23 protein-coding genes are annotated in these 23,420 nt (G+C 70.8%); 13 read left to right on the top strand and 10 right to left on the bottom strand.

Annotated elements, in window-relative coordinates; genetic code table 11:
* Positions 1-60: 60 nt before the first annotated feature.
* The 6 genes from OG507_RS17375 to OG507_RS17350 all read right to left on the bottom strand — a co-directional run bounded on the left by OG507_RS17375 (position 61) and on the right by OG507_RS17350 (position 4,774).
* Positions 61-396 (bottom strand): hypothetical protein, encoded by a 336-nt coding sequence (locus OG507_RS17375; RefSeq protein WP_327368104.1) that lies wholly within the window; start codon positions 394-396, stop codon positions 61-63.
* Positions 397-516: 120 nt separating this feature from the next.
* Positions 517-1,644: a hypothetical protein gene (locus OG507_RS17370; RefSeq protein ID WP_327368103.1), complete on the bottom strand. Its 1,128-nt coding sequence runs from the start codon at positions 1,642-1,644 to the stop codon at positions 517-519.
* An 85-nt stretch (positions 1,645-1,729) separates the two neighbouring features.
* The gene (locus OG507_RS17365; protein WP_327368102.1) at positions 1,730-2,143 is read right to left on the bottom strand and encodes an arsenate reductase ArsC; all 414 of its coding nucleotides are present in this window, start codon (positions 2,141-2,143) and stop codon (positions 1,730-1,732) included.
* Between the two features lie 98 nt (positions 2,144-2,241).
* A complete protein-coding gene (locus OG507_RS17360; protein ID WP_327368101.1) occupies positions 2,242-3,150 on the bottom strand; it encodes a universal stress protein in 909 nt (302 codons plus the stop codon).
* 58 nt (positions 3,151-3,208) lie between these two features.
* Positions 3,209-4,213 carry an Acg family FMN-binding oxidoreductase gene (locus tag OG507_RS17355; protein ID WP_327368100.1) on the bottom strand — a complete coding sequence of 335 codons (1,005 nt, stop codon included), beginning with the start codon at positions 4,211-4,213 and terminating at the stop codon, positions 3,209-3,211.
* 99 nt (positions 4,214-4,312) lie between these two features.
* Positions 4,313-4,774 carry a Crp/Fnr family transcriptional regulator gene (locus tag OG507_RS17350; RefSeq protein ID WP_327368099.1) on the bottom strand — a complete coding sequence of 154 codons (462 nt, stop codon included), beginning with the start codon at positions 4,772-4,774 and terminating at the stop codon, positions 4,313-4,315.
* Positions 4,775-4,994: 220 nt separating this feature from the next.
* Between OG507_RS17350 and OG507_RS17345 the strand changes: the two genes are divergently transcribed.
* Positions 4,995-5,756: an HAD family hydrolase gene (locus OG507_RS17345; protein ID WP_327368098.1), complete on the top strand. Its 762-nt coding sequence runs from the start codon at positions 4,995-4,997 to the stop codon at positions 5,754-5,756.
* Complete coding sequence (locus OG507_RS17340) at positions 5,756-8,224, top strand: glycoside hydrolase family 65 protein (protein WP_327368097.1); 2,469 nt, start codon at positions 5,756-5,758, stop codon at positions 8,222-8,224. The genes OG507_RS17345 and OG507_RS17340 overlap by 1 nt, the downstream gene beginning before the upstream one ends.
* 44 nt (positions 8,225-8,268) lie before the next feature.
* Here the strand turns inward: OG507_RS17340 and OG507_RS17335 are convergent, their stop codons facing one another.
* Both OG507_RS17335 and OG507_RS17330 read right to left on the bottom strand, forming a co-directional pair.
* The gene (locus OG507_RS17335) at positions 8,269-9,693 is read right to left on the bottom strand and encodes a sensor histidine kinase (RefSeq protein ID WP_327368096.1); all 1,425 of its coding nucleotides are present in this window, start codon (positions 9,691-9,693) and stop codon (positions 8,269-8,271) included.
* Entirely contained in the window at positions 9,690-10,424 is a 735-nt protein-coding gene (locus OG507_RS17330; RefSeq protein WP_327368095.1) for a response regulator transcription factor, read from the bottom strand. The genes OG507_RS17335 and OG507_RS17330 overlap by 4 nt, the downstream gene beginning before the upstream one ends.
* A gap of 227 nt (positions 10,425-10,651) precedes the next feature.
* Here OG507_RS17330 and OG507_RS17325 point away from each other — a divergent pair, with 227 nt between their 5' ends.
* Genes OG507_RS17325 through OG507_RS17315 form a run of 3 tightly spaced genes read left to right on the top strand, consistent with a single transcriptional unit; the run spans position 10,652 to position 13,300 of the window.
* Complete coding sequence (locus OG507_RS17325) at positions 10,652-12,043, top strand: ferredoxin reductase family protein (protein ID WP_327368094.1); 1,392 nt, start codon at positions 10,652-10,654, stop codon at positions 12,041-12,043.
* 59 nt (positions 12,044-12,102) lie between these two features.
* A complete protein-coding gene (locus OG507_RS17320) occupies positions 12,103-12,543 on the top strand; it encodes an FMN-binding protein (RefSeq protein WP_327368093.1) in 441 nt (146 codons plus the stop codon).
* Positions 12,544-12,577: 34 nt separating this feature from the next.
* Complete coding sequence (locus OG507_RS17315; protein WP_327372008.1) at positions 12,578-13,300, top strand: FAD:protein FMN transferase; 723 nt, start codon at positions 12,578-12,580, stop codon at positions 13,298-13,300.
* A gap of 4 nt (positions 13,301-13,304) precedes the next feature.
* Here OG507_RS17315 and OG507_RS17310 read toward each other — a convergent pair whose 3' ends face one another.
* Positions 13,305-13,967 (bottom strand): TetR/AcrR family transcriptional regulator, encoded by a 663-nt coding sequence (locus tag OG507_RS17310; RefSeq protein ID WP_327368092.1) that lies wholly within the window; start codon positions 13,965-13,967, stop codon positions 13,305-13,307.
* 130 nt (positions 13,968-14,097) lie between these two features.
* Between OG507_RS17310 and OG507_RS17305 the strand changes: the two genes are divergently transcribed.
* Positions 14,098-14,658 (top strand): NAD(P)H-dependent oxidoreductase, encoded by a 561-nt coding sequence (locus OG507_RS17305; RefSeq protein ID WP_327368091.1) that lies wholly within the window; start codon positions 14,098-14,100, stop codon positions 14,656-14,658.
* A gap of 200 nt (positions 14,659-14,858) precedes the next feature.
* Here OG507_RS17305 and OG507_RS17300 read toward each other — a convergent pair whose 3' ends face one another.
* Positions 14,859-15,449, bottom strand: coding sequence for a hypothetical protein (locus OG507_RS17300; protein WP_327368090.1), 591 nt, complete (start codon positions 15,447-15,449; stop codon positions 14,859-14,861).
* A 129-nt stretch (positions 15,450-15,578) separates the two neighbouring features.
* On the opposite strand from OG507_RS17300, the gene hemL reads away from it, so the two are divergent.
* The 7 genes from hemL (at position 15,579) to ccsB (ending at position 23,408) form a co-directional block, all read left to right on the top strand.
* Positions 15,579-16,895: a glutamate-1-semialdehyde 2,1-aminomutase gene (gene hemL, locus OG507_RS17295; RefSeq protein WP_442810991.1), complete on the top strand. Its 1,317-nt coding sequence runs from the start codon at positions 15,579-15,581 to the stop codon at positions 16,893-16,895.
* Complete coding sequence (locus OG507_RS17290) at positions 16,892-17,584, top strand: histidine phosphatase family protein (RefSeq protein ID WP_327368088.1); 693 nt, start codon at positions 16,892-16,894, stop codon at positions 17,582-17,584. The genes hemL and OG507_RS17290 overlap by 4 nt, the downstream gene beginning before the upstream one ends.
* A gap of 244 nt (positions 17,585-17,828) precedes the next feature.
* Positions 17,829-19,082 (top strand): hypothetical protein, encoded by a 1,254-nt coding sequence (locus tag OG507_RS17285; RefSeq protein ID WP_327368087.1) that lies wholly within the window; start codon positions 17,829-17,831, stop codon positions 19,080-19,082.
* Positions 19,083-19,149: 67 nt separating this feature from the next.
* Positions 19,150-19,761, top strand: a complete 612-nt coding sequence (locus tag OG507_RS17280; RefSeq protein ID WP_327368086.1) for a TlpA family protein disulfide reductase — start codon at positions 19,150-19,152, stop codon at positions 19,759-19,761.
* 46 nt (positions 19,762-19,807) lie between these two features.
* Positions 19,808-20,530 carry a cytochrome c biogenesis CcdA family protein gene (locus tag OG507_RS17275; RefSeq protein WP_327372007.1) on the top strand — a complete coding sequence of 241 codons (723 nt, stop codon included), beginning with the start codon at positions 19,808-19,810 and terminating at the stop codon, positions 20,528-20,530.
* Positions 20,531-20,535: 5 nt separating this feature from the next.
* Positions 20,536-22,326, top strand: coding sequence for a cytochrome c biogenesis protein ResB (gene resB / locus OG507_RS17270; RefSeq protein ID WP_327368085.1), 1,791 nt, complete (start codon positions 20,536-20,538; stop codon positions 22,324-22,326).
* A complete protein-coding gene (gene ccsB, locus OG507_RS17265) occupies positions 22,323-23,408 on the top strand; it encodes a c-type cytochrome biogenesis protein CcsB (protein ID WP_327368084.1) in 1,086 nt (361 codons plus the stop codon). The genes resB and ccsB overlap by 4 nt, the downstream gene beginning before the upstream one ends.
* Positions 23,409-23,420: the final 12 nt, after the last annotated feature.

Raw genomic sequence — 23,420 nt, 5'->3', positions numbered from 1 at the left:
CAAAACTGTAGGACGCGGCACTGACAGCCGGATGCCGCTCGGGCAAATGCCGTCCGGGGTCTAGCCCCTTCGCGCAGGTGCCGGTGCCGATCGGCCTGAATCCGGACCGGTGGACGCCCGGCGCGTCACACCGGGAGCCGGAGGGTGCGTGTCCGGCGCACCGGGCCTGCCGTCGCCGTCGTCGCTGTCGTAGAGGCCGCCCAGCCTCTCGTACGCGCCGTCGACGACGTCCTCGGCGTCCACCAGCATCGCGCGCTCGGCCAGCCGGGCCGCCCGATGGGTGTAGGGGGAAGGCGGCGCGGGATGGCGACGCCGCCACCAGCTCTCGCACGCCGCGTAGATGCCAGTCGCGAAGACCAGCACGGGGATGGACAGGGCCAGCAGAACATCGCCCACGGCAGCCCTCCTCACGACACGGAACAACGTGGATGCCTTCTGCATCGGCAGGTCCCGCAGGTCGGCTGGAGATCATTCTTCGGCCAATGAGTGGCCGGATGAGGGTGATCGGGGACTCGACTACCGGCTCCACACATGCAGGGCGTCGCCCGCCTCCGACACCGTGTACCAGGTGCCGTCGCCGAGGGCCGTGGGCGCGCCGGATATCGGGAAGGGGTAGGTGATCTGCGCGGTCACCCGCATCCGCGCCGCGTCGGTGCTCACCAGCCAGTGGCGCTGCTCGCCGTACTCCTCGTCCCTCTCCGACGTGCCCGCGACGACGGTCTCCTCGTCGAGGAAGCCGCACTCGTAGTCCCAGAGCGTCTCGTCGGCCTCCTTGTCGTCGGGATCGGCCCCGGGGTGGCGGGGGACGGTGTCCTCGGTGTCAAGTTCGCACACCACGGAACCGTCCTCGATCCGGTGCACGCCGAGCGTCTCCTCGTAATGAGTCACCGTCAGGAAGCGGTCGCCCGAGGGGCTCACCGACATCAGGATCCGTTCGTCGTCGCAGAAGCGCTCGACGGAGAGCCGCTCGCCGTCCCAGCGGCCCCACAGCATCGGCACCCCGTCCTGGCCCTCACCGACGGACAGCCCCATCCGGGCCGGGTCCGGGTGCGGGACGTGATCGGATCCCGCTGCCACGGTCTCCGCGTCCACCCGGCCGAGTATTCGTCCGTCGGCGGCGTCGACGACCAGCCATTCGTCCAGTGCCTCCGGGTCGGGGCCGGACGCCGCGACGGGGCCGCGGATGTGCGCCCACACGAGCGTTCCGTCCGCCGAGAACACGGCCGAGCCGCTGTCCGCGTACAGGTGCGAACGGTCGGCCGCGTACTCCTCGTACGTGGTGTGGAGCGTGCGGCAACTGCCGTCCCAGCAGCCGTGCCGGACCTCCCAGCGCACCGCGCCTGTCGGGTCCACCGCGCGCAGCGCGTGCACCCCGGCGAAGACCGCGAGGTCACCGCTCGGCGCCACCGTGCTCGTACCGAAGCGGCGGGGCCAGGGGGCGGGGAAACGGGTGGCCGGGGCGTTGCCGGCGTCCGGGTCGAGGGCGGCCAACTCGGCGTCGCCGCGCTGGAGGAGCAGGCGGCGGGGGCGTACGTCGCCGGGCGCGGGCCAGTGCAGGAGGCGGGGGGCGTCCGCTGCTTCCTGCTTGCGGTCCAGCGGTGCGGCGAGCGTGGTGACAAGATGTGCGGCAGCAGCGTTGGCCATGGGTGGCCCTCCCCCTCGTACATGTGTGCATCAGTATGAGGAGAACCGTAAGGCCGGGGACCGACAGTCGCCGCGTGGACGGTGGTTACTCCGATGCCGCCGGGGCGATCTCCTCGATCAGGCCCTCCACCAGGGTCCTGATGTCGTCACGGATGGGGCGGACGGCCTCGACGCCCTGGCCGGCCGGGTCGTCGAGCTTCCAGTCGAGGTAGCGCTTGCCGGGGAAGACCGGGCAGGTGTCGCCGCAGCCCATGGTGATGCAGACGTCCGATTCGCGGACCGCGTCGATCGTGAGGACCTTCGGGGTCTCGGCGGAGATGTCGATGCCGACCTCGCGCATCGCCTCGACGGCGGCCGGGTTCACGGCGTCGCCGGGGTCCGATCCCGCCGAGCGGACCTCGACGCGGTCCCCGGCCAGGTGGGTCAGCCAGGCGGCTGCCATCTGGGAGCGGCCGGCGTTGTGGACACAGACGAACAGCACAGAAGGCTTCTCGGACATCGGGGTCTCTCTCGTCGCACGGTGGGCTGCTGCTGAACGTCCGGTACGTCGCAGGGCCGGTACGTCTCGGAGCCGGTACGTCTCGGAGTCGGTCCGCCTCAGGGCCGGTCCGGCTCCGGTCGGGACGAGAGGTACGCATCGGGGACGACGGCCACCGGGCAGGGCGCGTAGTGGAGCATCGCGTGGTTCACCGGGCCCAGGTGGAAGCCGTGCCATCCGCCGGTCTTCCGGGCGCCGACGACCAGCAGTTCCGCGCCCGCGGCGGCTTCGATCAGTTCCTGGTGCGCCGGTCCCTGCACCACCGACCTGTGGACGGTGACATCGGGGGAACCGGTCGGGTCCAGCGTCGCCAAAACCTCGTCGAGATGGTCCTCGGCCTCCTGGTGGCGGGCGGCGGCCGGGGAGCCGACGAGCAGCGGATGGCTCATGGCCTCGTGGGCGGGGGAGCGCCAGGCCCGTACGGCGATCAGCTCGCCGTGGCGCGATGCCGCCTGGTCGAGCGCGAAGGCGGCGGCTGCCGAGGGGCCCGCGGCGTCGCCGATCCCGACGACGACGCGGCCGGACTTCGGAGGGGTGCTCGGCGCAGTCGTCGGGACCACCACGACCGGGCAGTGGGACCGGTTGGCGAGCGCGAGGCTGACCGACCCCAGGAGCATCCCGGCGATCCGGCCCCGGCCGCGGGAGCCGAGGACGACGAGGGCCGCCTCGTGGCTCTCCCTGACGAGGGCGGCCACCGGGTCCTCGGGCTGCACGGTGGTCACCACGCGCAGGTCGGGGCCGAGCCGTTGCGCGCGTTCCTGGGCTTCGGCGACGAGCTGCTCGGCGAGGATCTGCTCGGTGGGACGCGCGGCGTCGGAGGCGGGGCGCGTGCCCTCGTAGCGCTCCCACAGCGACGCGTGGACGATCCGCAGGGGGTGCCCCGAGCGTGCGGCGTCCGCCGCTGCCCAGTCCAGGGCACGGAGGCTGCCCTCCGACCCGTCCACTCCGACGACTACCGGGAGCTGCATCGCTCCTACCGCCTTCCGTGCTCGGCGTTCGACCCGCCTCGGCTGTGTGAGGGTGTTCCTACGGTTCGATCGTCAGCACCTGGTCCAGGGGGCGACGTGGCGTGCGCGGTCCCGTGGGTCCGTACCCCAGGCGGACGATCATCTGCGGGTGTCCCGTGCCGAAGAGCGGATCGCGCAGGAGCCATCGCAGGTCCGGCCATTCGACGGGCTGGGTCGCGAATGAAGTGCACACGTTGTGGAGCGTGGCGGTGAGCAGTACGCGCTCCAGTGCCTGACCTGCGTGCAGCCAGTCCATGGGGTGGTCGCCGAGGGTGCTCAGCAGGCCCAGTTGCGGCTGCTTCTCGAACGCGACGCGCGGCCGGCCCGGGAGTACGCCGGTTCCCATGAAGTCTCGGTTGGTCGCCCGTCCGGAGGCGTCGGTGGGGCCGAAGGCGTAGTCCGGGATTCCGTCGACGGGCGCCTCGGTCTTCGTGTTCCGGGTCCAGTGCTTCTGCTCCGCCTGCCGTGCCGGGTCACCGCGGTTGTATCCCTCGGCGTCCCGGATCAGTTCGAGCACGGTCTGCAGGTGCGGCGGGGCCAGGAACGCGAAGTCCGCGCCCTCCGCACGGGCCGCCTCGGTGAGCCGCGCGCGGACGTCCTCGGGGATCTCCTCGTCGTCGAACGGGTAGCGGCTGGTGTGCCGGTCCCGGATCGCGGGGTGGAGAGCGGCGAGCGCCGTGTCATCGGCGGGGCCGTCCGGTGTGTCGGGGCGGACGGCGAGCCGGACGGCGGCCAGTACGGTCGGGGACGACGGTTCGGGCAGCAGCGTGGTGGCCGCGTCCAGGCCGTGGTGGGCGGCGGACACCCGCAGGTTCAGCAGAGCCGCGCCGCAGCCCATGCGCAGTGCGCGGTCGGCCGGGTCGGCCGCGGGCAACGCGCGGTCGAGGTCCGCCAGGAGTGTGAGGGTCCGCTCGCCGCGTGCGTAGCAAAAGCGCCAGGGCTGGGCGTTGTGCATCGACGGGGCAGCGGTGGCATCGGCGACGAGGTCGGCCAGCGTCGCGTCGTCGAGTGTCTGGCTGGGCATCGGAACTCCCGGAGATCGGGAACGGTCGATGGTCTTTTCAGCATGGAACAGATGCCGGCCGGGCGGTATGGGCCGTTGGTCCCCGCTCCGGGCCGTCGTTCAGTCCTCAAGGGGATCGGCTCGGGGACCGTACAGTTGCAGCAGCCTCTTCCGTGTCCCGTACAGCCGCGCGGCCACCGTCTCGGCGACGTACTTGTACACCGCCCGGCCCAGCACCGCATCCGTCTCGCACAGCGAGCGGACGGCGGCGGCGTCGAATTCCACGGCCTCCCCCGCCCGGACCACGTGCGCGCCCATGTGCCACACATGCGGGGAGAACAGCCAGGACCAGCCCAGCAGATCATCCGGGCCCAGCGTCTCGATGACCGCCGAACGACGGCCGGGCACATGGATGTCCACCTCGACCTGTCCGGAGCGGATGATCCAGAAACGGTCGGCCCGTCTGCCCTCCTCGAAGAGGCGCGCGTCCGGGACCAGGGGCACTTCGCGGGCCGCGTCGTCGAGCAGCCGTGCCCGGCTCTCGGGCGGGATCACGTCGAGCAGGCTCCTGGTCGTTGACATGGATCCTCCGTCCGTGGCGGGTCGCGGGTGCCTGATGTGAACGATATGCGTGGTTCCGGAGGGGCGCTCGGCCGTGAGGCCACGCTGCCGTGATGCCGTCGTACGCCGCGATGTCGTAGGTGGTACGTCGTGATGCCGTCGTACGGAGTCCACGGCGCGCCCGTCCGACGGAACCGTGGTGCCATGAAGAGGATCCCCTGACGAAGGGACCGCCCCGGTCATGGCAGCCGCACCGTCCCTGGCACCGTGCCTGCGCTCCGTGCGGGCCGTGGTCCTCGACACGGACGGAGTGATCACCGACTCCGCCCGCAGTCACGCCGCAGCCTGGAAGAAGGCGTTCGACGCCTGTCTTTCGGCCGTCGGAGAACAGCCGCCCTTCGACGCCGTGAACGACTATCTGCGGTACGTGGACGGCCGGTCGAGGCAGGACGGTGCGGCGGCCTTCCTGGCGTCGAGGGGGCTGGACCTCCCCGAAGGCAGTCCCGACGACCCGCCCGGCACCTCGACGGTGTGGGCGGTCGCCGCCCGCAAGGACGAGCTGTTCACGCAGAGCCTGCGCACCGACCCGGTCGTCGTCTGGCCCGGCACGGTCCGCCTCCTGGACGTGCTGCGCGGCGAAGGGGTGCCCTGCGCCGCGGTCTCGGCATCCCGGCACGCCACGGAACTGCTGGCGCAGGCCGGCCTCATCGACCGGTTCGACGCCGTGGTCGACGGGAACGAGGCGCGTCGGCTGCGGCTGCCGGGGAAGCCGGACCCCGCGCTCTTCGTCGAAGCGGCGGGGCGCCTGGGGTTTCCGGTCCGGGACACCGCCGTGGTGGAGGACGCGCAGGCCGGGGTCGAGGCCGGGCGCCGCGGCGGCTTCGGGCTCGTCGTCGGCGTGGACCGTACAGGCACCCCCACCAGCGCGGCCGAGCTGCGCCGCCACGGCGCCGACGTCGTGGTGTCCGATCCGGGGGACCTGCTGACGGGCGGGGACGACTGATGGCTCGGGCCTGGACCTGGTCGTACGAGGGCTACGACCCGCAGGAGGAACGGCTGCGCGAGGCGCTGTGCACGCTCGGCAACGGGTACTTCGCCACCCGCGGAGCCGCGCCCGAGGCCTCCGAGGGCCCGTCGCACTACCCCGGCACCTATGCGGCGGGCTGCTACAACCGGCTGACCTCCTCGGTCCGGGGCCACCGGGTGGAGAACGAAGACCTGGTCAACCTGCCGAACTGGCTGCCGCTGCGCTACCGCATCCATCCGGCGGACACCACCGGCGCCACCCCGGGCCCGTGGCTCACACCGGACCACGAGCACCTCGCCGAACACCGCCAGTCACTCGATCTGCGCGGCGGCACACTGACCCGCCGGTCCGTCTACGAGGACGAGCACGGCCGACGGCTGCACGTGGAGCAGCGCCGCCTCGTACACATGGGCGATCCCCATCTCGCCGCCCTGCACACGGCGTTCCGGGCGGAGGGATGGGCGGGCGCGATCGAGGTGGAGACGGGAATCGACGGCGACGTCCGCAACTCCGGCGTCGCGCGGTACCGGGATCTGGCGAACCGGCACCTCACCGGCTGGGTGAGCGGCACGGAGGAGGACGGTGTGGCGTCGCTGCGGTGTCGCACGGTGGAGTCGGACATCGGGGTCGCGCTGGCGGCCCGCACGCGGGCGGTGTGCGGCGGCGGTGAAGGGCGACAAGGCGCAGAATCACCCGGCCTGCGCCCCCGCTCCCCGCAGCCGGAGAAGGCGGTCTTCCAGCGGCTGGTGCTCGCGCTGGGCCCCGGCTCCGAGGCCGTCGTCGACAAGACGGTGGCGCTGTACACCTCGCGCGACCCCGCGATCGGCAGCCCCCTGCGGGCAGCCGTGGCCGGGGTGCGAAGAGCTCCGGACTTCGCGCGTCTGCTGGCCTCGCACGAGCGGGCCTGGGCCGACCTGTGGCGGCAGGTCCGGCTGGAGGTCCCCGGTGAAGCGGGCTGCATCCTGCGGCTGCACCTCTTCCACGTACTTCAGACGCTCTCCCCGCACACCGCCGAACTCGACGTCGGCGTACCGGCGAGAGGGCTGCACGGCGAGGCGTACCGGGGCCATGTCTTCTGGGACGAGCTGTTCGTACTGCCGTTCCTGAATCTGCATCTGCCGGAGGTCTCCCGAGGCCTTCTCGACTACCGCTACCGGCGGCTGCCCGCGGCCTGCCGGGCGGCGCGCGAGGCGGGCAGGGCCGGGGCGATGTACCCCTGGCAGAGCGCTGACAACGGACGTGAGGAGACCCAGGAACTCCACCTCAACCCCCGCTCGGGGCGCTGGCTGCCCGACCACTCCCGGCTGCAGCACCATGTCGGCTCGGCCGTCGCGTACAACGTCTGGCAGTACTGCCAGGCCACCGCGGACACGGAGTACCTGTACTCCAAGGGCGCCGAAATGCTGCTGCAGATCGCCAGGTTCTGGGCGGACAGCGCCGAGTGGGACGCGTCCCTGGCCCGGTACCGCATCCGCGGTGTCGTCGGACCCGACGAATACCACGACGCCTATCCGGGAAGCGGGGCGGCGGGCCTCGACGACAACACGTACACGAACGTGACGGCGGCCTGGGTCCTGTCGCGTGCGACGGAGCTGTTCCGGGCCCTGCCCGGGGCGCGACGCCGGCACCTCCTCGACCGGATGCGGCTCGACAGCGACGAACCGGAACTCTGGGAGGACATCTCCCACCAGCTGTACGTCCCGTATCACCGGGGTGTCATCAGCCAGTTCGCCGGTTACGGGGAACTGGACGAGCTGGACTGGGAGGGATACCGGAAGCGGTACGGGGACATCCGGCGGCTCGACCGGATCCTGGAGGCGGAGGGTGACACCGTCAACCGCTACCAGGCGTCCAAGCAGGCCGATGTGCTGATGCTCGGCTACCTCTTCTCGCCGGAGGAGCTCGCGGGCCTCTTCCGGCAGCTCGGACACGTGCTGGACGAGGACTCCTGGCGCGCCACCGTCGACTACTACCTCGCCCGTACGTGCCACGGATCCACGCTCAGCTCCCTGGTCCATGCCTGGGTGCTGGCCCGTGTACGCCGCGACGAGGCGTGGCGGTACTGCGAGGAGGCGCTGACCGGGGACGTGGCCGACATCCAGGGCGGCACCACCGAGGAGGGCATCCACCTGGGTGCGATGGCGGGCACCCTCGACTTCGTGCAGCGCGGGATGACGGGGCTGGAGACCCGCGACGACGCGCTGTGGCTCGCGCCCGCCACGCTGCCCCAGCTCTCGAAATTCGGGGTACGCATCAGATTCCGCCGGCACTGGGACGTGGACCTGCGCATCCGTGCCCGGCAGCTGCGGATCGCCGTACCGGATTCGCACCACGCGGCCGTCCGGATCGTGCTGGGAGGCCACGTCCATGTGATCACACCCGGTACGGCCCGCTGGCTCGATCTGCCCCCGGCCCGGCACGGTCCGTCATGCCCCGGACCGTGACCGCCGGTCCGGCCGGGGCGCCCGTCGGGTGTTGATCCCCGTGGTCAGCGGGGGAGTGTCATCTCGAAGGACGTGTGCCCGGGACGGCTGTCGACCTCGATGGTGCCGCCGTGCGCGGTGACCACGGCCTGGACGATCGACAGGCCCAGGCCCGTACTGCCGGTCTTCCGGGAGCGGCTGTGATCCGCGCGGACGAAGCGGCCGAAGACTTCGGGCCGGAGTTCCCCGGGGATGCCCGGCCCGTTGTCGGTGACGGTCAGACGGACGACGTCGTCCCCGGCGCGGAGCCGCACGGTCACCTCGGTGCCGTCGGGGGTGTGGGTGCGGGCATTGGTGAGGAGGTTGCCGATCGCCTGGTGGAGGCGGTGCGTGTCACCGGTGACGGTCACGGGCTCCTCGGGAAGGTCGAGCAGCCAGCGGTGGCCGGGGCCCGCGGCCCGGGCGTCCTCCGTCGCGTCGAGTACGAGCAGGGTCAGGTCGACGGGTTCGTGGTCCAGGGGCTGCTTGGCGTCGAGCCGGGCGAGGAGCAGCAGGTCGTCCACGAGACCGCTCATCCGCCGGGACTCCGCCCCGATCCGCTCCAGGGCGCGCACGACCTCGGCGGGCACGGGGCCGTGGTGGCGCAGGGCGAGTTCGGCGTGGCCGCGGATATTGGCGACAGGGGTGCGCAGTTCGTGACTGGCGTCCGCGGCGAAGTGCCGCAGTCGTTCCTCGCTCGCCTGGCGCCGGGTGAGCGCGTCCCCGACATGTCCGAGCATGCGGTTGAGAGCGGTGGCGACCTGCCCGACCTCGGTGCGCCGGTCGGTGACGGGCAGCGGTCCGGGCATGGCGACCTCGCCACTGGCGAGCGGCAGCCGGGACACGCTCGCGGCCTGCGCGGCGACCCGGTGCAGGGGACGCAGTGAGATCCGTACCCACAGGGCTCCCGCGACGCCGGTGGCCAGCAGAGCGGTGCCGAACACGACCGCCTCGACCGCTTCGAGCCGGTGCACGGTCTCTTCCACGGGGTGCAGCGGCAGTCCGGTGATCAGGACGTCGCGGTCGTCACCGGTCACCGCGGTGACCCGGTAGGCCCCGAGTACGGAGAGGCGGATGCTGTGGCCGCCCGCGTCGACCGGGACGGCGGCCAGGGCGCGCCTGTCCCCGGCCGTCAGCGGCACGGGGCGGTCGGCCGCCTCGTCGACCACGGCCGCCTGGGTGACCGTCCCGTTCAGCAGCCGGGCGCCGAACGTGCGCTCCGACTGCCCGCGGGTGTCGGGGCGGTTGTCGGCGTCCGGCCTGGCCTCGTGCTCCAGACTGGCCGCGAACCGGCCGCCGGACTCGGTGAGCTGCTGGTCCAGGCGGCGCACCAGGAAGCCTTCGAGGGCCAGGGCGGTCGTGATGCCGACGGCGAGACAGGCGACGGCGAGGAGCAGGACGAGCCCGGCGGTGAGCTGTCCCCGCAAGGTGTGCGGCACGGGCCACCTCACGAGGAGCCCGGCTTCAGGACGTATCCCACACCCCGCACCGTATGGATCATGGGGGTGCGGCCCGCGTCGATCTTCTTGCGCAGATAGCTGATGTAGAGCTCGACGACATGGGCACGGCCTCCGAAGTCATAGGCCCAGACCCGGTCGAGGATCTGCTCCTTGGACAGCACCCGGCGCGGATTGCGCATCAGGAACCGAAGAAGCTCGAATTCGGTACGGGACAGCTCGACGACGTCGCCCCCGCGTCTGACCTCCCTGGCCTCCTCGTCCATGGTCAGCTCGCCCACGGTCAGTCCGTTCCCGGCCGATCCGCTCGCCATTCCCGCCCGGCGCAGCAGTCCGCGCAGCCGGGCCAGCACCTCTTCCAGGCTGAACGGCTTGGTCACGTAGTCGTCGCCGCCGGCCGTGATGCCGGCGATACGGTCCTCCACCGCGTCACGGGCGGTCAGGAACAGCACGCAGACCTCCCGGGCCTCGCGGCGCAGCTTCCGCAGCACGAGCAGGCCGTCCATGTCGGGGAGCATCCGGTCCAGTACGACGGCGTCCGGCCGGAAGACACGGGCCTCGGCGACGGCGGAGGCCCCGTCCGCGGCCGTACGGACCTGCCAGCCCTCGCCGGTCAGGGCTCCGGCCAGCACTTCGGTCAGGTCCGCTTCGTCATCGACGACGAGGACCCGCACCGGTTCCCCGTCGGGCCGGCGCAGGGACGGCTGCGTGCGGTGGTCGTTCATGGTCTGTCCAGCATCCCCCGGCGCGGGGCGCGGCGGCCCGCCCGAATCCTCTGAGTTCCCTCTGAATCCCCGCCGTCAACCGGCCGGACCGAACCGGGCGGGCGCCCGGCTCAGAAGGTACGGCGCCCTGTTGGAGAAGGTACGGCGCCCGGTTCAGAAGGTACGCAGAGGATGCGCTGCAAGTCTGGCGAAGTCCACCGCACGAGCGGATCTTCCGGAGGAGCGCCATGGCCGGTACACCCCTGACCACCGGGTACGCGAGCCGCGGCCTGAGCCATCGGCGACCCCCGCGCAGCGTCGTTCCCCTTCTCGCCCCCGGACTGATCTGGGCGGGTGCCGCGGCCGTCCTCGCCCTGTGGTGGAGCGACACCACCGCCGTCGTCGGCCCGGCCGGATGGCTGACCGGCGCGGGGCGCATCACCGGCCTCCTGGCTGGGTACGCATGCGCCGTCCTGCTGGCCCTCATGGCGCGTGTCCCGCTGCTGGACCACAGCATCGGAACCGACCGGCTGGCCCGCTGGCACGCGCTGGGCGGGCGCTGCACCATCTCGTTGGTCCTCGCCCACACCCTGCTCATCATCTGGGGATACGCCGTCGCCTCCCGGACGGACGTGGTGGACCAGACCACGCTCCTGGTCCTGCACTATCCGGACCTCCTCAAGGCAACGGCGGGCTTCCTGCTCCTCGTCGTCACGGGGATCGTCTCGGCGCGTGCCGCCCGTCGCAGGATGGGCTACGAGACCTGGCACTACCTGCACTTCGCCACCTACCTGGCGGTCTTCCTCGCCTTCGGCCACCAGTTGTCCAACGGAGCGGACTTCGTCGCCAACCGCCCCGCGCAGCTCGCCTGGTACGCCCTCTACCTGGGGGTCGCCGCCCTCATCGCTTGGTACCGGTTCGCCGTCCCCGTACGCCGGGGGCTGCGTCACCGGCTGACGGTGTCCGCCGTCCGCACCGAGGCCCCCGGCGTCGTCTCGGTCCATCTCACCGGCCGGTACCTGGACGAACTGGGAGCCCGGCCGGGCCAGTTCTTCCGCTGGCGCTTCCTCACCCGTGGACTGTGGTGGACCGCCAACCCCTACTCGCTGTCCGCACCGCCGCACTCCCGCCATCTGCGGATCACCGTGAAGGCCGACGGGTCCCACAGCGCCGCCCTCGCCCGCCTCGCCCCCGGCACCCGGGTCTGGGCCGAGGGCCCGTACGGCGGTTTCACCGCGGACCGCCGCACCGCCCCCAAGGTTCTGCTGCTCGCCGGTGGCGTCGGCATCACTCCTCTGCGGACGCTGTTCGAGACGCTGCCCGGACAGGTGACGCTCATCTACCGGGCCCGGCGGGCCGAGGACCTCGCCCTGCGCGCGGAGCTCGACGCCATCGCCGCCGCCCGTCCCGCGACGCGCGTCCACTACGTCGTCGACGACCACCCCGCGCCGGCCGGCCCCGGTGCCGTCCCGCAGGCCGCCCTGCTGACCCCGCACGCGCTGAGCGGGCTCGTCCCGGACCTGGCCGGGCACGACGTCTATCTCTGCGGTCCGCCCGGCATGACCGACGCGGCGGTGCGCGCACTGCGCGGCGCCGGAGTACCGCGCCGCCGGATCCACCACGAGTCATTCGCGTTCTGACGAGCGCCCGGATTCTGACGAGCAGCCGGATTCTGACGAGTACCCAGAGGAGAACCACCGTGCGTCGAGCCGTCCTCATCACCATCGGTACCAGTGGGCTGATCGTGGTCCTGCTGTCGCTCAAGCCCCACCAGACACCCGGCACGGCCGAAGGACTGCCCCGGCCCGCCACCACGACGTCCCCGCACACCTCGGCGAGCGCCCCGCCGGGCACCCGCACCGCATCCGGCACCTTCACCGGCGATCCCGTCGACACGCAGTACGGGACGGTGCAGGTGGCCGTCACCCTCGTACGGGGAAAGCTCACCGACGTACGCGTACTCCAGGCACCGGACGAGAACGGCCGGGACCAGCAGCTCGCCGCCTATGCCCTGCCCCGACTGACCCAAGAGGCCCTGGGCGCCCAGAGCGCGCACATCGATTCCGTGTCCGGGGCCAGCTACACGAGCCAGGGATACATGCAGTCGCTCCAGAGCGCACTGGACAAGTCCGGTGCATGACACCGAACAAGGGCTGCGTCATGTCGAGCACGTGATGGGCACCGTCTTCTCCTTCGACATCCGCCAACGCCCCACCGAGGCGATCCGCCGCGCCCTAGACCGGGCCGTGCGCGGGCTGCACCACGTCGACGAGGTGTTCTCGACCTACCGTCCCGGCAGCGTCATCAGCAGACTCGGCCGGGGCGAGCTCGGGCTCGACGCCTGCCCGGCCGAGGTCCAGGACGTCCTCGCGCTCTGCGCCGAAGCGGCCCGGACCAGCGGCGGCTGGTTCAGCACCACCCCGGCCGGCACCCTCGATCCCTCGGGCCTGGTCAAGGGCTGGGCGGCCGAGGCCGCTTCGGACGGCCTGTACGAGGCGGGCGCGCGGAACACCTGCGTCAACGCCGGAGGCGATCTCCAACTGCGCGGCGACGCGTCCCCCGGCACCCCCTGGCGCATCGGTATCGCCCACCCGCTGCGACCCGGAGAACTGGCCGCCGTGGTGAGCGGACACGACCTGGCCGTCGCCACCTCGGGAACCGCCGAACGCGGAGCCCACATCCTCGACCCGCACACCGCGGAGCCGGCCCGGGCGCTGGTCTCTCTCACCCTGACGGGCCCCCGGCTGACCATGACGGACGCGTACGCCACAGCCGCGTTCGCCATGGGCGCGGCGGCACCCGCCTGGCTCGAATCGCTGGACGGATACGAGGCGCTGGCCATCGCACCCGACGGGCAGGAGTGGCACACCCCCGGCTTCGGCCGCGGGCGGCCTTGAGGCCCTAGGTACTCTCCCCGAGCCGCGAGACCAGGTGGTGCCAGCCCTCCTCCAGGCGCTCCGGCGGAAGGCCGCACTTCACGGTGAGGTGGTGGACGAGCGCGGCGTCGATGGAGGCGAGCAGGGTGTGGGCGAGCAGCTCCGGGTCGCCGGGCACCCCCGCCTCGCGCAGCAGCATCACGATGTGGCTGAGCCGCAGGTTGTTGGCCGGGACGGTGAAGACACGCAGCGGGTCGGTGCGGGCGGCCAGGATCAGGGCGTGGTGGTCGCGCTCATGGCGCAGGGCGGCGGGCCCGAAGGCGTGCAGCCGCTCCAGGGCGGGGGCGCCGGGGCCCAGCGGCGGCGGACCGGAGAGGAAGGCGGCCTGGAACCGCTGCTCCTGGTGGTCCAGGAGCGCGAGCAGGAGCCCGGCACGGTCGCCGAAGCGCCGGAAGACGGTCCCTTTGCCGACGCCCGCGGCGTCGGCCACCGATTCCATGGTCAGGTTCGCCGCTCCGCAGCCGGTCAGCAGCCGGGAGGCGGCATCCAGCAGGCGCGTGCGATTGCGTGCCGCGTCCGCCCGCAGCTGCGGCGGGCGCGACGGTTCACCGGTCGGGACGAGCGGGAGATTCGTCCGCTCCTCGCCGGGCGAGGGCAGCCTGAACGACGGGGGAACGGGACCGGTCATGGCCTCAGGGTAGCCCCGGAAGGAATAAATGGACCACGGTCCGGTTTAAGTGATGCAACTTTCAACGGACCGTGGTCCGCTTGAGCTCGATCCCACAGCTTCCGCAACTTCCGCTTCCCAGGAGTTCCCCATGCCTGTACGCATCCTCGCGCTCGTCGGCAGCCTCCGCGCCGGCTCGCACAACCGCCAGCTCGCCGAGGCCGCTGTCAAGTTCGCCCCCGAGGGTACCGAGATCGAGATCTTCGAGGGCCTGGCCGACGTCCCGTTCTACAACGAGGACATCGACGTCGAGGGCAACGTCCCGGCCGCCGCCGCCGCGCTCCGTGCCGCCGCCGGCAACGCCCAGGCGTTCCTGCTCTTCTCCCCCGAGTACAACGGCTCCACCTCCGCCGTCCTGAAGAACGCCATCGACTGGCTGTCCCGTCCGTACGGCACCGGTGCCATCACGGGCAAGCCGGTCGCTGCCCTCGGCACCGCCTTCGGCCAGCACGGTGGCGTGTGGGCGCAGGACGACGTCCGCAAGTCCGCCGGTATCGCGGGCGGTGTGGTCCTGGAGGACGCCAAGCTGTCCATCCCCGGCTCCGTGACGCGTTTCGCCGAGACCCACCCGGCCGACGACACCGAGGTCGTCGCGGCCCTCACCGAGGTCGTCAACCAGGTCACCTCGAAGGCCACCGCCGAGGCCGCCTGACCCCTCGCACGGGGCGGCGGTGCGCCGAGGATGCCGCGCCGCCGCCCCGGCGCCTTGTGGCGCCACCGACAGAACGGCGCCGTGCGCACCCCTCTGACTCTCAGGGGTGGCGACCGGCGCCGTTTTCCGCGTGCTGAGGACTGTGGCCGCAGGGCGCGCACATGACGCGCGGAGCCGTCCGTACCGGACAGGCCCCCGGCTCAGGGCCAGACCAGGCAGTACGCCTGATGCCCCGCGTCATGCAGGCGATGGCTGAAATCCTGCCACTCGTGCAGCAGCTGGTAGACGTTGAACGCGTCGCGCGGGCCGCCGCGGTCCGGGACCGTGGACCAGATGAAGGCCGCGGCGCCCACCGACTCCTCGCCGACGCCGCGCAGCGGGTCGACGACCGTCATCGGGAGCTTGACCACCGCGTAGTCGGGGTGCAGCACGACCAGCTCCAGCGGGGGGACCTTGTGCAGGGGTATGCCCTGGATGCCGGTGAGGACCATCGCCGCGACCGTCTCCGGCTTGATCTTGGTGAACATGCCGCCCGTGCCCAGCTCGTCGCCGCCGAGCTCCTCGGGGCGCATCGAAATGGGCACGCGTGCCGCGGTCGCCCCGTCGGGGGCGCCGAAATACTTGTAGGTCACCCCCACCCGGCCACCACTCCTGCTCCCGGATCCGATGCCCTGCGCACCATCGGACCGTACGCCCTGTCTGCGCTCCGCCTCACGCCGGTGCCGACCCCGCCGGGCATGCTCGGGCCCCAGGCCGTCGGTCCCTTCGCCCACTCCGCCACCGCGATGCATATCTCATCCACCCGACTACTACTTAGGAGACACAGCCCCCGCCGCGCAACCCGATCATCGTGTCAGTGACCTCCCCCACGGGCGTGCGGTGAAACACCTGTCCGCAAGACCGTCCGTGGCTCTGACACCATGGCTTGTGTGAGCTTTCCCTATGACGCCCCAGTTTCGCAGACGCTTTTCGACCGCGCGTCCCTTGTGACGCCCGGCGGCGTGAACTCTCCCGTCCGTGCCTTCCGGGCCGTGGGCGGTACGCCCCGCTTCATGGTGTCCGGTACAGGTCCGTACCTCACCGACGCCGATGGCCGTGAGTATGTCGACCTCGTGTGCTCGTGGGGGCCGATGATCCTCGGCCACTCCCACCCCGAGGTCATCGCCGCAGTCCAGGAGGCTGTCGCCCGCGGCACCTCGTTCGGTACGCCCGGTGAGGGCGAGGTCGCGCTCGCCGAGGAGATCGTGGCCCGGATCGAGCCCGTGGAGCAGGTACGGCTGGTGTCGTCCGGCACCGAGGCGACCATGTCCGCGATCCGTCTCGCCCGCGGGTTCACCGGCCGCGCCAAGGTGGTGAAGTTCGCCGGGTGCTACCACGGGCACGTCGACGCGCTGCTCGCCGCCGCCGGGTCCGGGGTCGCGACCTTCGGCCTTCCGGACACCCCGGGGGTCACCGGTGCGCAGGCCGGGGACACGATCGTGCTGCCGTACAACGACCTGGAGGCCGTGCGGGAGGCGTTCGCCGCGCACCCCGGCGAGATCGCCTGTGTGATCACCGAGGCGTCGCCGGGCAACATGGGCGTCGTACCGCCGCTGGACGGTTTCAACGCCGGGCTCAAGGAGATCTGCGCCGCAGGCGGTGCGCTCTACATCTCCGACGAGGTCATGACGGGATTCCGTACCTCGAAGGCCGGCTGGTTCGGCATCGACGGGGTGCGGCCCGACCTGATGACCTTCGGCAAGGTCATGGGCGGCGGCTTCCCGGCCGCGGCCTTCGGCGGGCGCGCGGACGTGATGGCGCACCTCGCCCCGGCCGGTCCCGTCTACCAGGCCGGCACGCTCTCCGGGAACCCGGTCGCCACCGCCGCCGGTCTCGCCCAGCTGCGGCTGCTGGACGACGCCGCGTACGCGAAGGTGGACGCGGTCTCCGCGGAGATCCAGGCCCTGGTGAGCGAGGCGTTCACCAAGGAGGGCGTCGCGCACACGGTGTCCGCGGCCGGCAACATGTTCTCCGTGTTCTTCACGGACCAGCCGGTGCGGAACTACGAGGACGCCAAGAAGCAGGAAGCTTTCCGCTTCACCGCCTTCTTCCACTCGCTGCTGTCGCAGGGCGTCTACCTGCCGCCGTCCGCGTTCGAGTCCTGGTTCGTCTCCACCGCCCATGACGCGCAGGCCGTCGAGCGCATCGCCGCCGCCCTGCCCACCGCCGCCCGCGCCGCCTCGGAGGCCACCGCATGAGCGAGAACGGAAGCCGCAAGGACATCACCGTCGTCCATCTGATGCGGCACGGCGAGGTGCACAACCCGGAGGGCGTGCTGTACGGGCGCCGCCCCGGCTACCACCTCTCCGAGCTCGGCCGCCGGATGGCCGACCGGGTCGCCGAGCACCTGGAGGGCCGCGACATCACCCATGTCGTCGCCTCCCCGCTGGAGCGCGCCCAGGAGACGGCCACGCCGATCGCCAAGACTCACGGCCTGGACCTGGCCACCGACGAGCGGCTCATCGAGGCTGCCAACGTCTTCGAGGGCAAGACCTTCGGGGTCGGCGACGGGGCGCTGCGCAAGCCGGACAACTGGAAGCACCTGACGAACCCGTTCCGGCCGTCGTGGGGCGAGCCGTACGTCGAGCAGGTCGTACGGATGATGGGCGCCCTGGACGCCGCCCGTGACGCGGCGCGGGGGCACGAGGCGGTGTGCGTCAGCCACCAGCTGCCGATCTGGATCGTGCGCAGCTTCGTGGAGCGGCGGCGGCTGTGGCACGACCCGCGCAAGCGGCAGTGCACGCTCGCGTCGCTGACCAGCTTCACGTACCAGGGCGACAAGATCGTGTCGGTCGGGTACACGGAGCCGGCGCGGGATCTGGTGCCGGTGCATCTGCGGGCCGGGGCGAAGCCGGTGAAGGGGCAGTCGAAGGCGTTCGGCGCGTAGCCGGACCGGCGGTCGGCGGGGGCGGCGTGCGGTGGCCCCGGGCCCCGCTGTGGCTGTGTCCCCGGTCGTCCGGTTGCCGTTTTGTCCTCGATCGCCGGACGGGCTTGATCTTCGCCCGTCCGGCGATTTTTTGCTGCCGCGGCGGATTTGGTGCCACATCGCGGAACCCCCGTGTTGCTTCTCTCATCTATACCCACGTCACTTTGTATGGACTTGAGATAAAACGACCGCAGATGGGGAACTCATGCGCGATATCAGCCGAAGGGGCTTGCTCGGAGCAGGGCTCGGGGCCGCGGCGGGCATCGGTCTGGTGGGGTGCGGTTCCTCCGGTGCGGACCGGTCGGGTGTGCGCACGGGGACCACGGGGGAGAAGGGCGCCGACGGGCACACCCGGGGGACCGGGCCTGCGAAGAAGGACGTTCGCGAGATAGGGGACGGTTCCACCGCGGACACCGGCAAGCAGCCGCACCAGCCCTCCGCGCCGGTTCCGCTCGAACCCGGGCAGACGCCGCCGCAGTTCGTGATCTTTTCCTGGGACGGGGCGGGCGAGGTCGGCAACGGGCTCTTCCCGCGCTTTCTCGAACTCGCCAAGGATCACGACGCGTCGATGACTTTTTTCCTCTCCGGGCTCTATCTGCTGCCCGAGTCGAAGAGGTCCATGTACCGGCCGCCCAACAACCCCGTCGGCGCTTCCGCGATCGGTTATCTCACCGATGACCACATCAAGCAGACGCTGAAGTACGTCCGTCAGGCCTGGCTCGACGGGCACGAGATCGGCACCCACTTCAACGGGCATTTCTGCGGCGGTTCGGGATCGGTCGCGAACTGGTCGCTCTCCCAGTGGCGGAGCGAAATCGATCAGGCGGTCTCCTTCGTCACCGAATGGCGCACCAACACCGGCTGGACCGACCTCGATCCGCTGCCTTTCGACTACCGCAAGGAACTCGTCGGCGGACGCGCCCCCTGTCTGCTCGGCCAGGACAATCTGCTGCCCACGGCGCGCAGGCTCGGCTGGCGCTACGACGCCAGTTCGCCCGGCGGCACCCAGGTGTGGCCCCGCAAGCGCGAGGGCGTCTGGGATCTGCCGTTGCAGGGCATGCCGTTCCCGGGGCACACCTTCGAAGTCCTTTCCATGGACTACAACATCCTCGCCAACCAGTCGGTGAATTCGACCAGGGGCATGCCCTCGCGTTATCCGGGCTGGCGCAAGCAGGCCATGGAGTCGTATCTCGCGGGTTTCGGCCGCGCGTACACGACGAATCGCGCACCCTTCTATGTCGGAAACCACTTCGAGGAGTGGAACGGCGGCATCTATATGGATGCCGTCGAGGAAACGCTCAAGAAAATCGCGGGGAAGCCGGACGTGCGGCTCGTCTCCTTCCGGCAGTTCGTGGACTGGCTCGACGTCCAGGACCCCGAGGTGCTCGACAAGCTCCGTACGCTGGAGGTCGATCAGTCCCCCGAAGGCGGCTGGAACACCTTCTTTAAACAGGCCTGACAACGGGCTTTACGGGCACCGAGGGGGGCGGCCGAGATCGCCGGAACCCTCATGCGAAACTTTTCACATGAGCTATGGCCGCGCACCCCGACGCCGCTTCACCCTGCTCGCCGCGCCCGCAGCGGCCGTCGCGCTCGCACTGACGCTGACCGCGTGCAGCGGTGACGACAACAAGACCGGCGGCGGTGGCAACACACACTTCGTCACGGGCAGCGGCGGAATCTCCACCGTGGCCAAGGCCGACCGCGAGGCTGCCCCGAAGCTCGACGGCGAGACCCTCGACGGCAAGCAGCTCGACGTCGCCGACTACAAGGGCAAGGTCGTCGTGCTGAACGTCTGGGGCTCGTGGTGCGGCCCCTGCCGGCTTGAGGCCCAGTACTTCGCGAAGGTGGCGAAGGAGACGCAGGGCAAGGGCGTCGAGTTCATCGGGATCAACACACGGGACGCCGCCAAGGGCCCCGCGATCAGCTTCGAGAAGGACTACGGGGTCACCTACCCGAGCTTCTTCGACCCGACCGGCAAGCTCATGCTCCGCTTCCCCAAGGGCACGCTGCGTCCACAGGCCATTCCGTCGACCGTGGTCCTGGACCGGGACGGGAAGATCGCCGCCCGCTACCTGACCGCGCTCGACGCCACCAAGCTGCACCAGATGATCGACCCGCTGATCGCGGAGAAGTGATTCCGTGCTCACCCTTGCCGCACTCCCGGGGCAGAACGAGACCGTGATGAACGGGGCGCTGCTCGTCGCCCTGCCCATCGCCGTACTCGGCGGGCTCGTCTCGTTCTTCTCGCCGTGCGTCCTGCCGCTCGTGCCCGGCTATCTCAGTTACGTCACCGGCGTCAGCGGCAGCGATCTCGCGCAGGCCAGACGGGGGCGCATGGTCGTGGGCGCCTCGCTCTTCGTGCTCGGCTTCACCGCGGTGTTCGTCTCCGGCGGCGCGCTCTTCGGCTTCTTCGGCCAGACCCTCCAGGAGCACAGCACCACGCTCTCCAGGATTCTCGGCGTGCTGATGATCCTCATGGGGATCTTCTTCATGGGCCTGATGCCCTGGATGACGCAGCGCGAATTCCGTATCCACAGGAAGCCGGTGACCGGACTGGTGGGCGCACCGCTGCTGGGCGCCCTCTTCGGGATCGGCTGGACCCCGTGCCTCGGTCCGACGCTCAGCTCGGTGAGCATCCTCGCGATGGACCAGGGAACCGCCGGGCGCGGGGCGATACTGACCGTCGCGTACTGCCTCGGGCTCGGCCTGCCCTTCGTGCTCGCCGCGGTCGCCTTCCGCAAGGCGCTCGGCGCCTTCGGCTGGGTCAAGCGTCACTACGCATGGGTCATGCGCATCGGCGGCGTCATGATGATCGCGACCGGGGTGCTTCTGCTGACCGGTGTCTGGGGCAGCATGATGCAGGAATTGCAGGGCTGGTCCGACGGCTTCACGGTGGGGATCTGAGTTCCATGAGCAACACCAAGTCCAACCCGGCCCCGGAGCGCGAGCAGCGCGACGAGCGGGAGATCCGCGACGAGCGGGACCGGGAGAACGCCCGCGAGCTCGGTGCGGCAGGCTCCCGGCTCTCCACCGCCCCGCGCGAGGAGAGCGCGGCCGGCCTGCCGGCCATGGGCGTCATCGGCTGGGCCCGCTGGTTCTGGCGGCAGCTCACCTCGATGCGCGTCGCGCTGATCCTGCTCTTCCTGCTGTCGCTCGGCGCCATCCCCGGCTCGCTGATCCCGCAGAACAGCGTGGACGAACTGAAGGTGCAGACCTTCAAGGACGCCCACACCACCGTCACGCCGATCTACGAGAAGCTCCAGTTCTTCGACGTCTACAGCTCGGTGTGGTTCTCCGCGATCTACATCCTGCTGTTCGTCTCGCTCATCGGCTGCATCGTCCCGCGCACCGGCCAGTTCGTCGGCCAGCTCCGCAGCCGCCCGCCGGGCGCCCCCAGGCGCCTGACCCGGCTGCCCGCGTACACCACCTGGCGCACCGAGGCCGGGCCCGAGCAGGTCCGCGAGGCCGCGCTCGCGATGATGCGCGGGCGCCGCTACCGCGCACACACCGCGGGGGACGCGGTCGCCGCCGAGAAGGGCTATCTGCGCGAGGCCGGGAACCTGATGTTCCACATCGCGCTGATCGTGATGCTGGTGTCGTTCGCCTTCGGACAGCTCTTCAAGTCCGAGGGCGGCAAGCTGGTCGTCGAGGGCGACGGCTTCTCCAACACGCTGACCCAGTACGACGACTTCAAGTCCGGTTCGCTCTTCGACACCGACTCGCTCGCCCCGTTCAGCTTCACGCTCGACAAGTTCATCGGTACGTACGAGCGCAGCGGCCCCCAGATCGGTACGCCCAGGACCTACGAGGCCCATGTGACGTACACGAAGGGCGCCTACGGCAAGCCGCACAAGAGCGTCATCAGGGTCAACGAGCCGCTGGTCGTCGACGGCACCAAGGTCTATCTCAACGCGCACGGCTACGCGCCCGTCGTCTCCGTCAAGGACGGCAGCGGCAAGGAGGTCTACCGCAACGCCGTGCCGCTGCTGCCCATCGACAACAACGTCACCTCGACCGGTGCGATCAAGGTGATGGACGGCTACCGCGACAAGAACGGCAAGAAGACCCAGCTGGGCTTCCAGGCCTTCTTCGTGCCGACCTTCGCGGGCGACGGCAAGGGCACGATGTTCTCGCAGTTCCCGGCCGCCGACATGCCCGTACTCGCCCTCAACGGCTACTGGGGCAGCCTCGGCGTCGACTCCGGGCTTCCGCAGAACGTGTACCAGCTGGACAAGTCCAAGATGAAGGAGTTCAAGGACAGCGAGGGCAAGCAGCTCAAGCAGCGCCTCGCGGTCGGCGACACGATGAAGCTGCCCGACGGCGCAGGCTCGATCACCTTCGAGGGCGTCCAGGAGTGGGCCAGCTTCCAGATCTCCGAGCAGCCCGCCAGCGGCTGGGCGCTCACCGGCTCGGTCGCCGCGATCGCCGGACTCGCGGGCTCGCTGTTCATCCAGCGGCGCCGGATCTGGGTGCGGGCCGTACGCGGTGCGGACGGCGTCACCGTCGTCGAAATGGCGGGTCTCGGCCGCAGCGAGTCCGCGAAGCTTCCTGAGGAGCTGGCCGATCTCGCGGTCACGCTCAACGCCGTGGCGCCCACCGCGCCGCCCGGATCCGACCCCGATCCCGACCTCGGATCCGACCCCGACTCCGACTCCGTCGAAGAATCTTCCGAAGAACCTGCCGAAGGGGCTGAGAAGTGAATCTCGCCGCCGCAACCAACGAGAACCTGGCGCACACCAGCAATGTGCTGATCTATTCGTCGATGGCCGTCTACACCCTGGCCTTCTTCGCACACATCGCGGAATGGGTGTTCGGCAGCCGCAGCAAGGTCGGCCGCACCGCCGCCGCGCTGACCGGGGCCGAAAACGCCGCCGGTGCCACGGTGCAGGTGCAGGTCACGGAGAAGGGCGGCGGCACCGCCGTACTGGAGCGCCCGAAGATCGTCACGCGCTCCGCGGCCGGTTCCCGTGACGTCCCGGACGGGCCCGGCGCGGCCGGCGGCACGTTCAAGGGCGATCTGTACGGACGCATGGCTGTCTCCATGACCGTGCTCGCCTTTCTTGTGGAGGCCGGCGGCGTCGTCGCCCGCGCGCTGTCCGTGCAGCGTGCCCCCTGGGGCAACATGTACGAGTTCTCCATCACCTTCTCCACGGTGGCGGTCGGCGCGTACCTGATCCTCCTCGCGCTGAAGAAGAACGTCCGCTGGATGGGGCTGCTGCTGGTCACCACCGTCCTGCTGGACCTCGGCATCGCGACCACGGTGCTCTACACCTCCAGCGACCAGCTGGTGCCCGCACTGCACTCGTACTGGCTGTGGATCCACGTCTCCACCGCCATCATCTGCGGCGCCGTCTTCTACATCGGCGCGGTCGCCACCCTGCTCTACCTCTTCCGCGACAGCTACGAGAGCAAGCTCGCGAACGGCGTCGAGCCCGGCTCGTTCGCCCAGTCCGTGCTCTCCCGGCTGCCCGCCGCGGCGACCCTCGACAAGTTCTCGTACCGCGTCAACGCCGCCGTCTTCCCGCTGTGGACGTTCACGATCATCGCGGGCGCCATCTGGGCGGGCGACGCATGGGGCCGCTACTGGGGCTGGGACCCCAAGGAGGTCTGGTCCTTCATCACCTGGGTCGCCTACGCCGCCTACCTGCACGCCCGCGCCACCGCGGGCTGGAAGGGCCGCAAGGCCGCCTACCTGGCACTGATCGCCTTCGGCTGCTGGCTCTTCAACTACTACGGCGTGAACATCTTCGTCACCGGCAAGCACTCCTACGCCGGGGTCTGACAGCACCCCGTA

This window comes from Streptomyces sp. NBC_01217 (assembly GCF_035994185.1).
In the GTDB taxonomy this organism is placed as follows: domain Bacteria; phylum Actinomycetota; class Actinomycetes; order Streptomycetales; family Streptomycetaceae; genus Streptomyces.
Note: the sequence above shows the minus strand (reverse complement) of the source record. Positions and strands in the feature narration are given on the sequence as shown.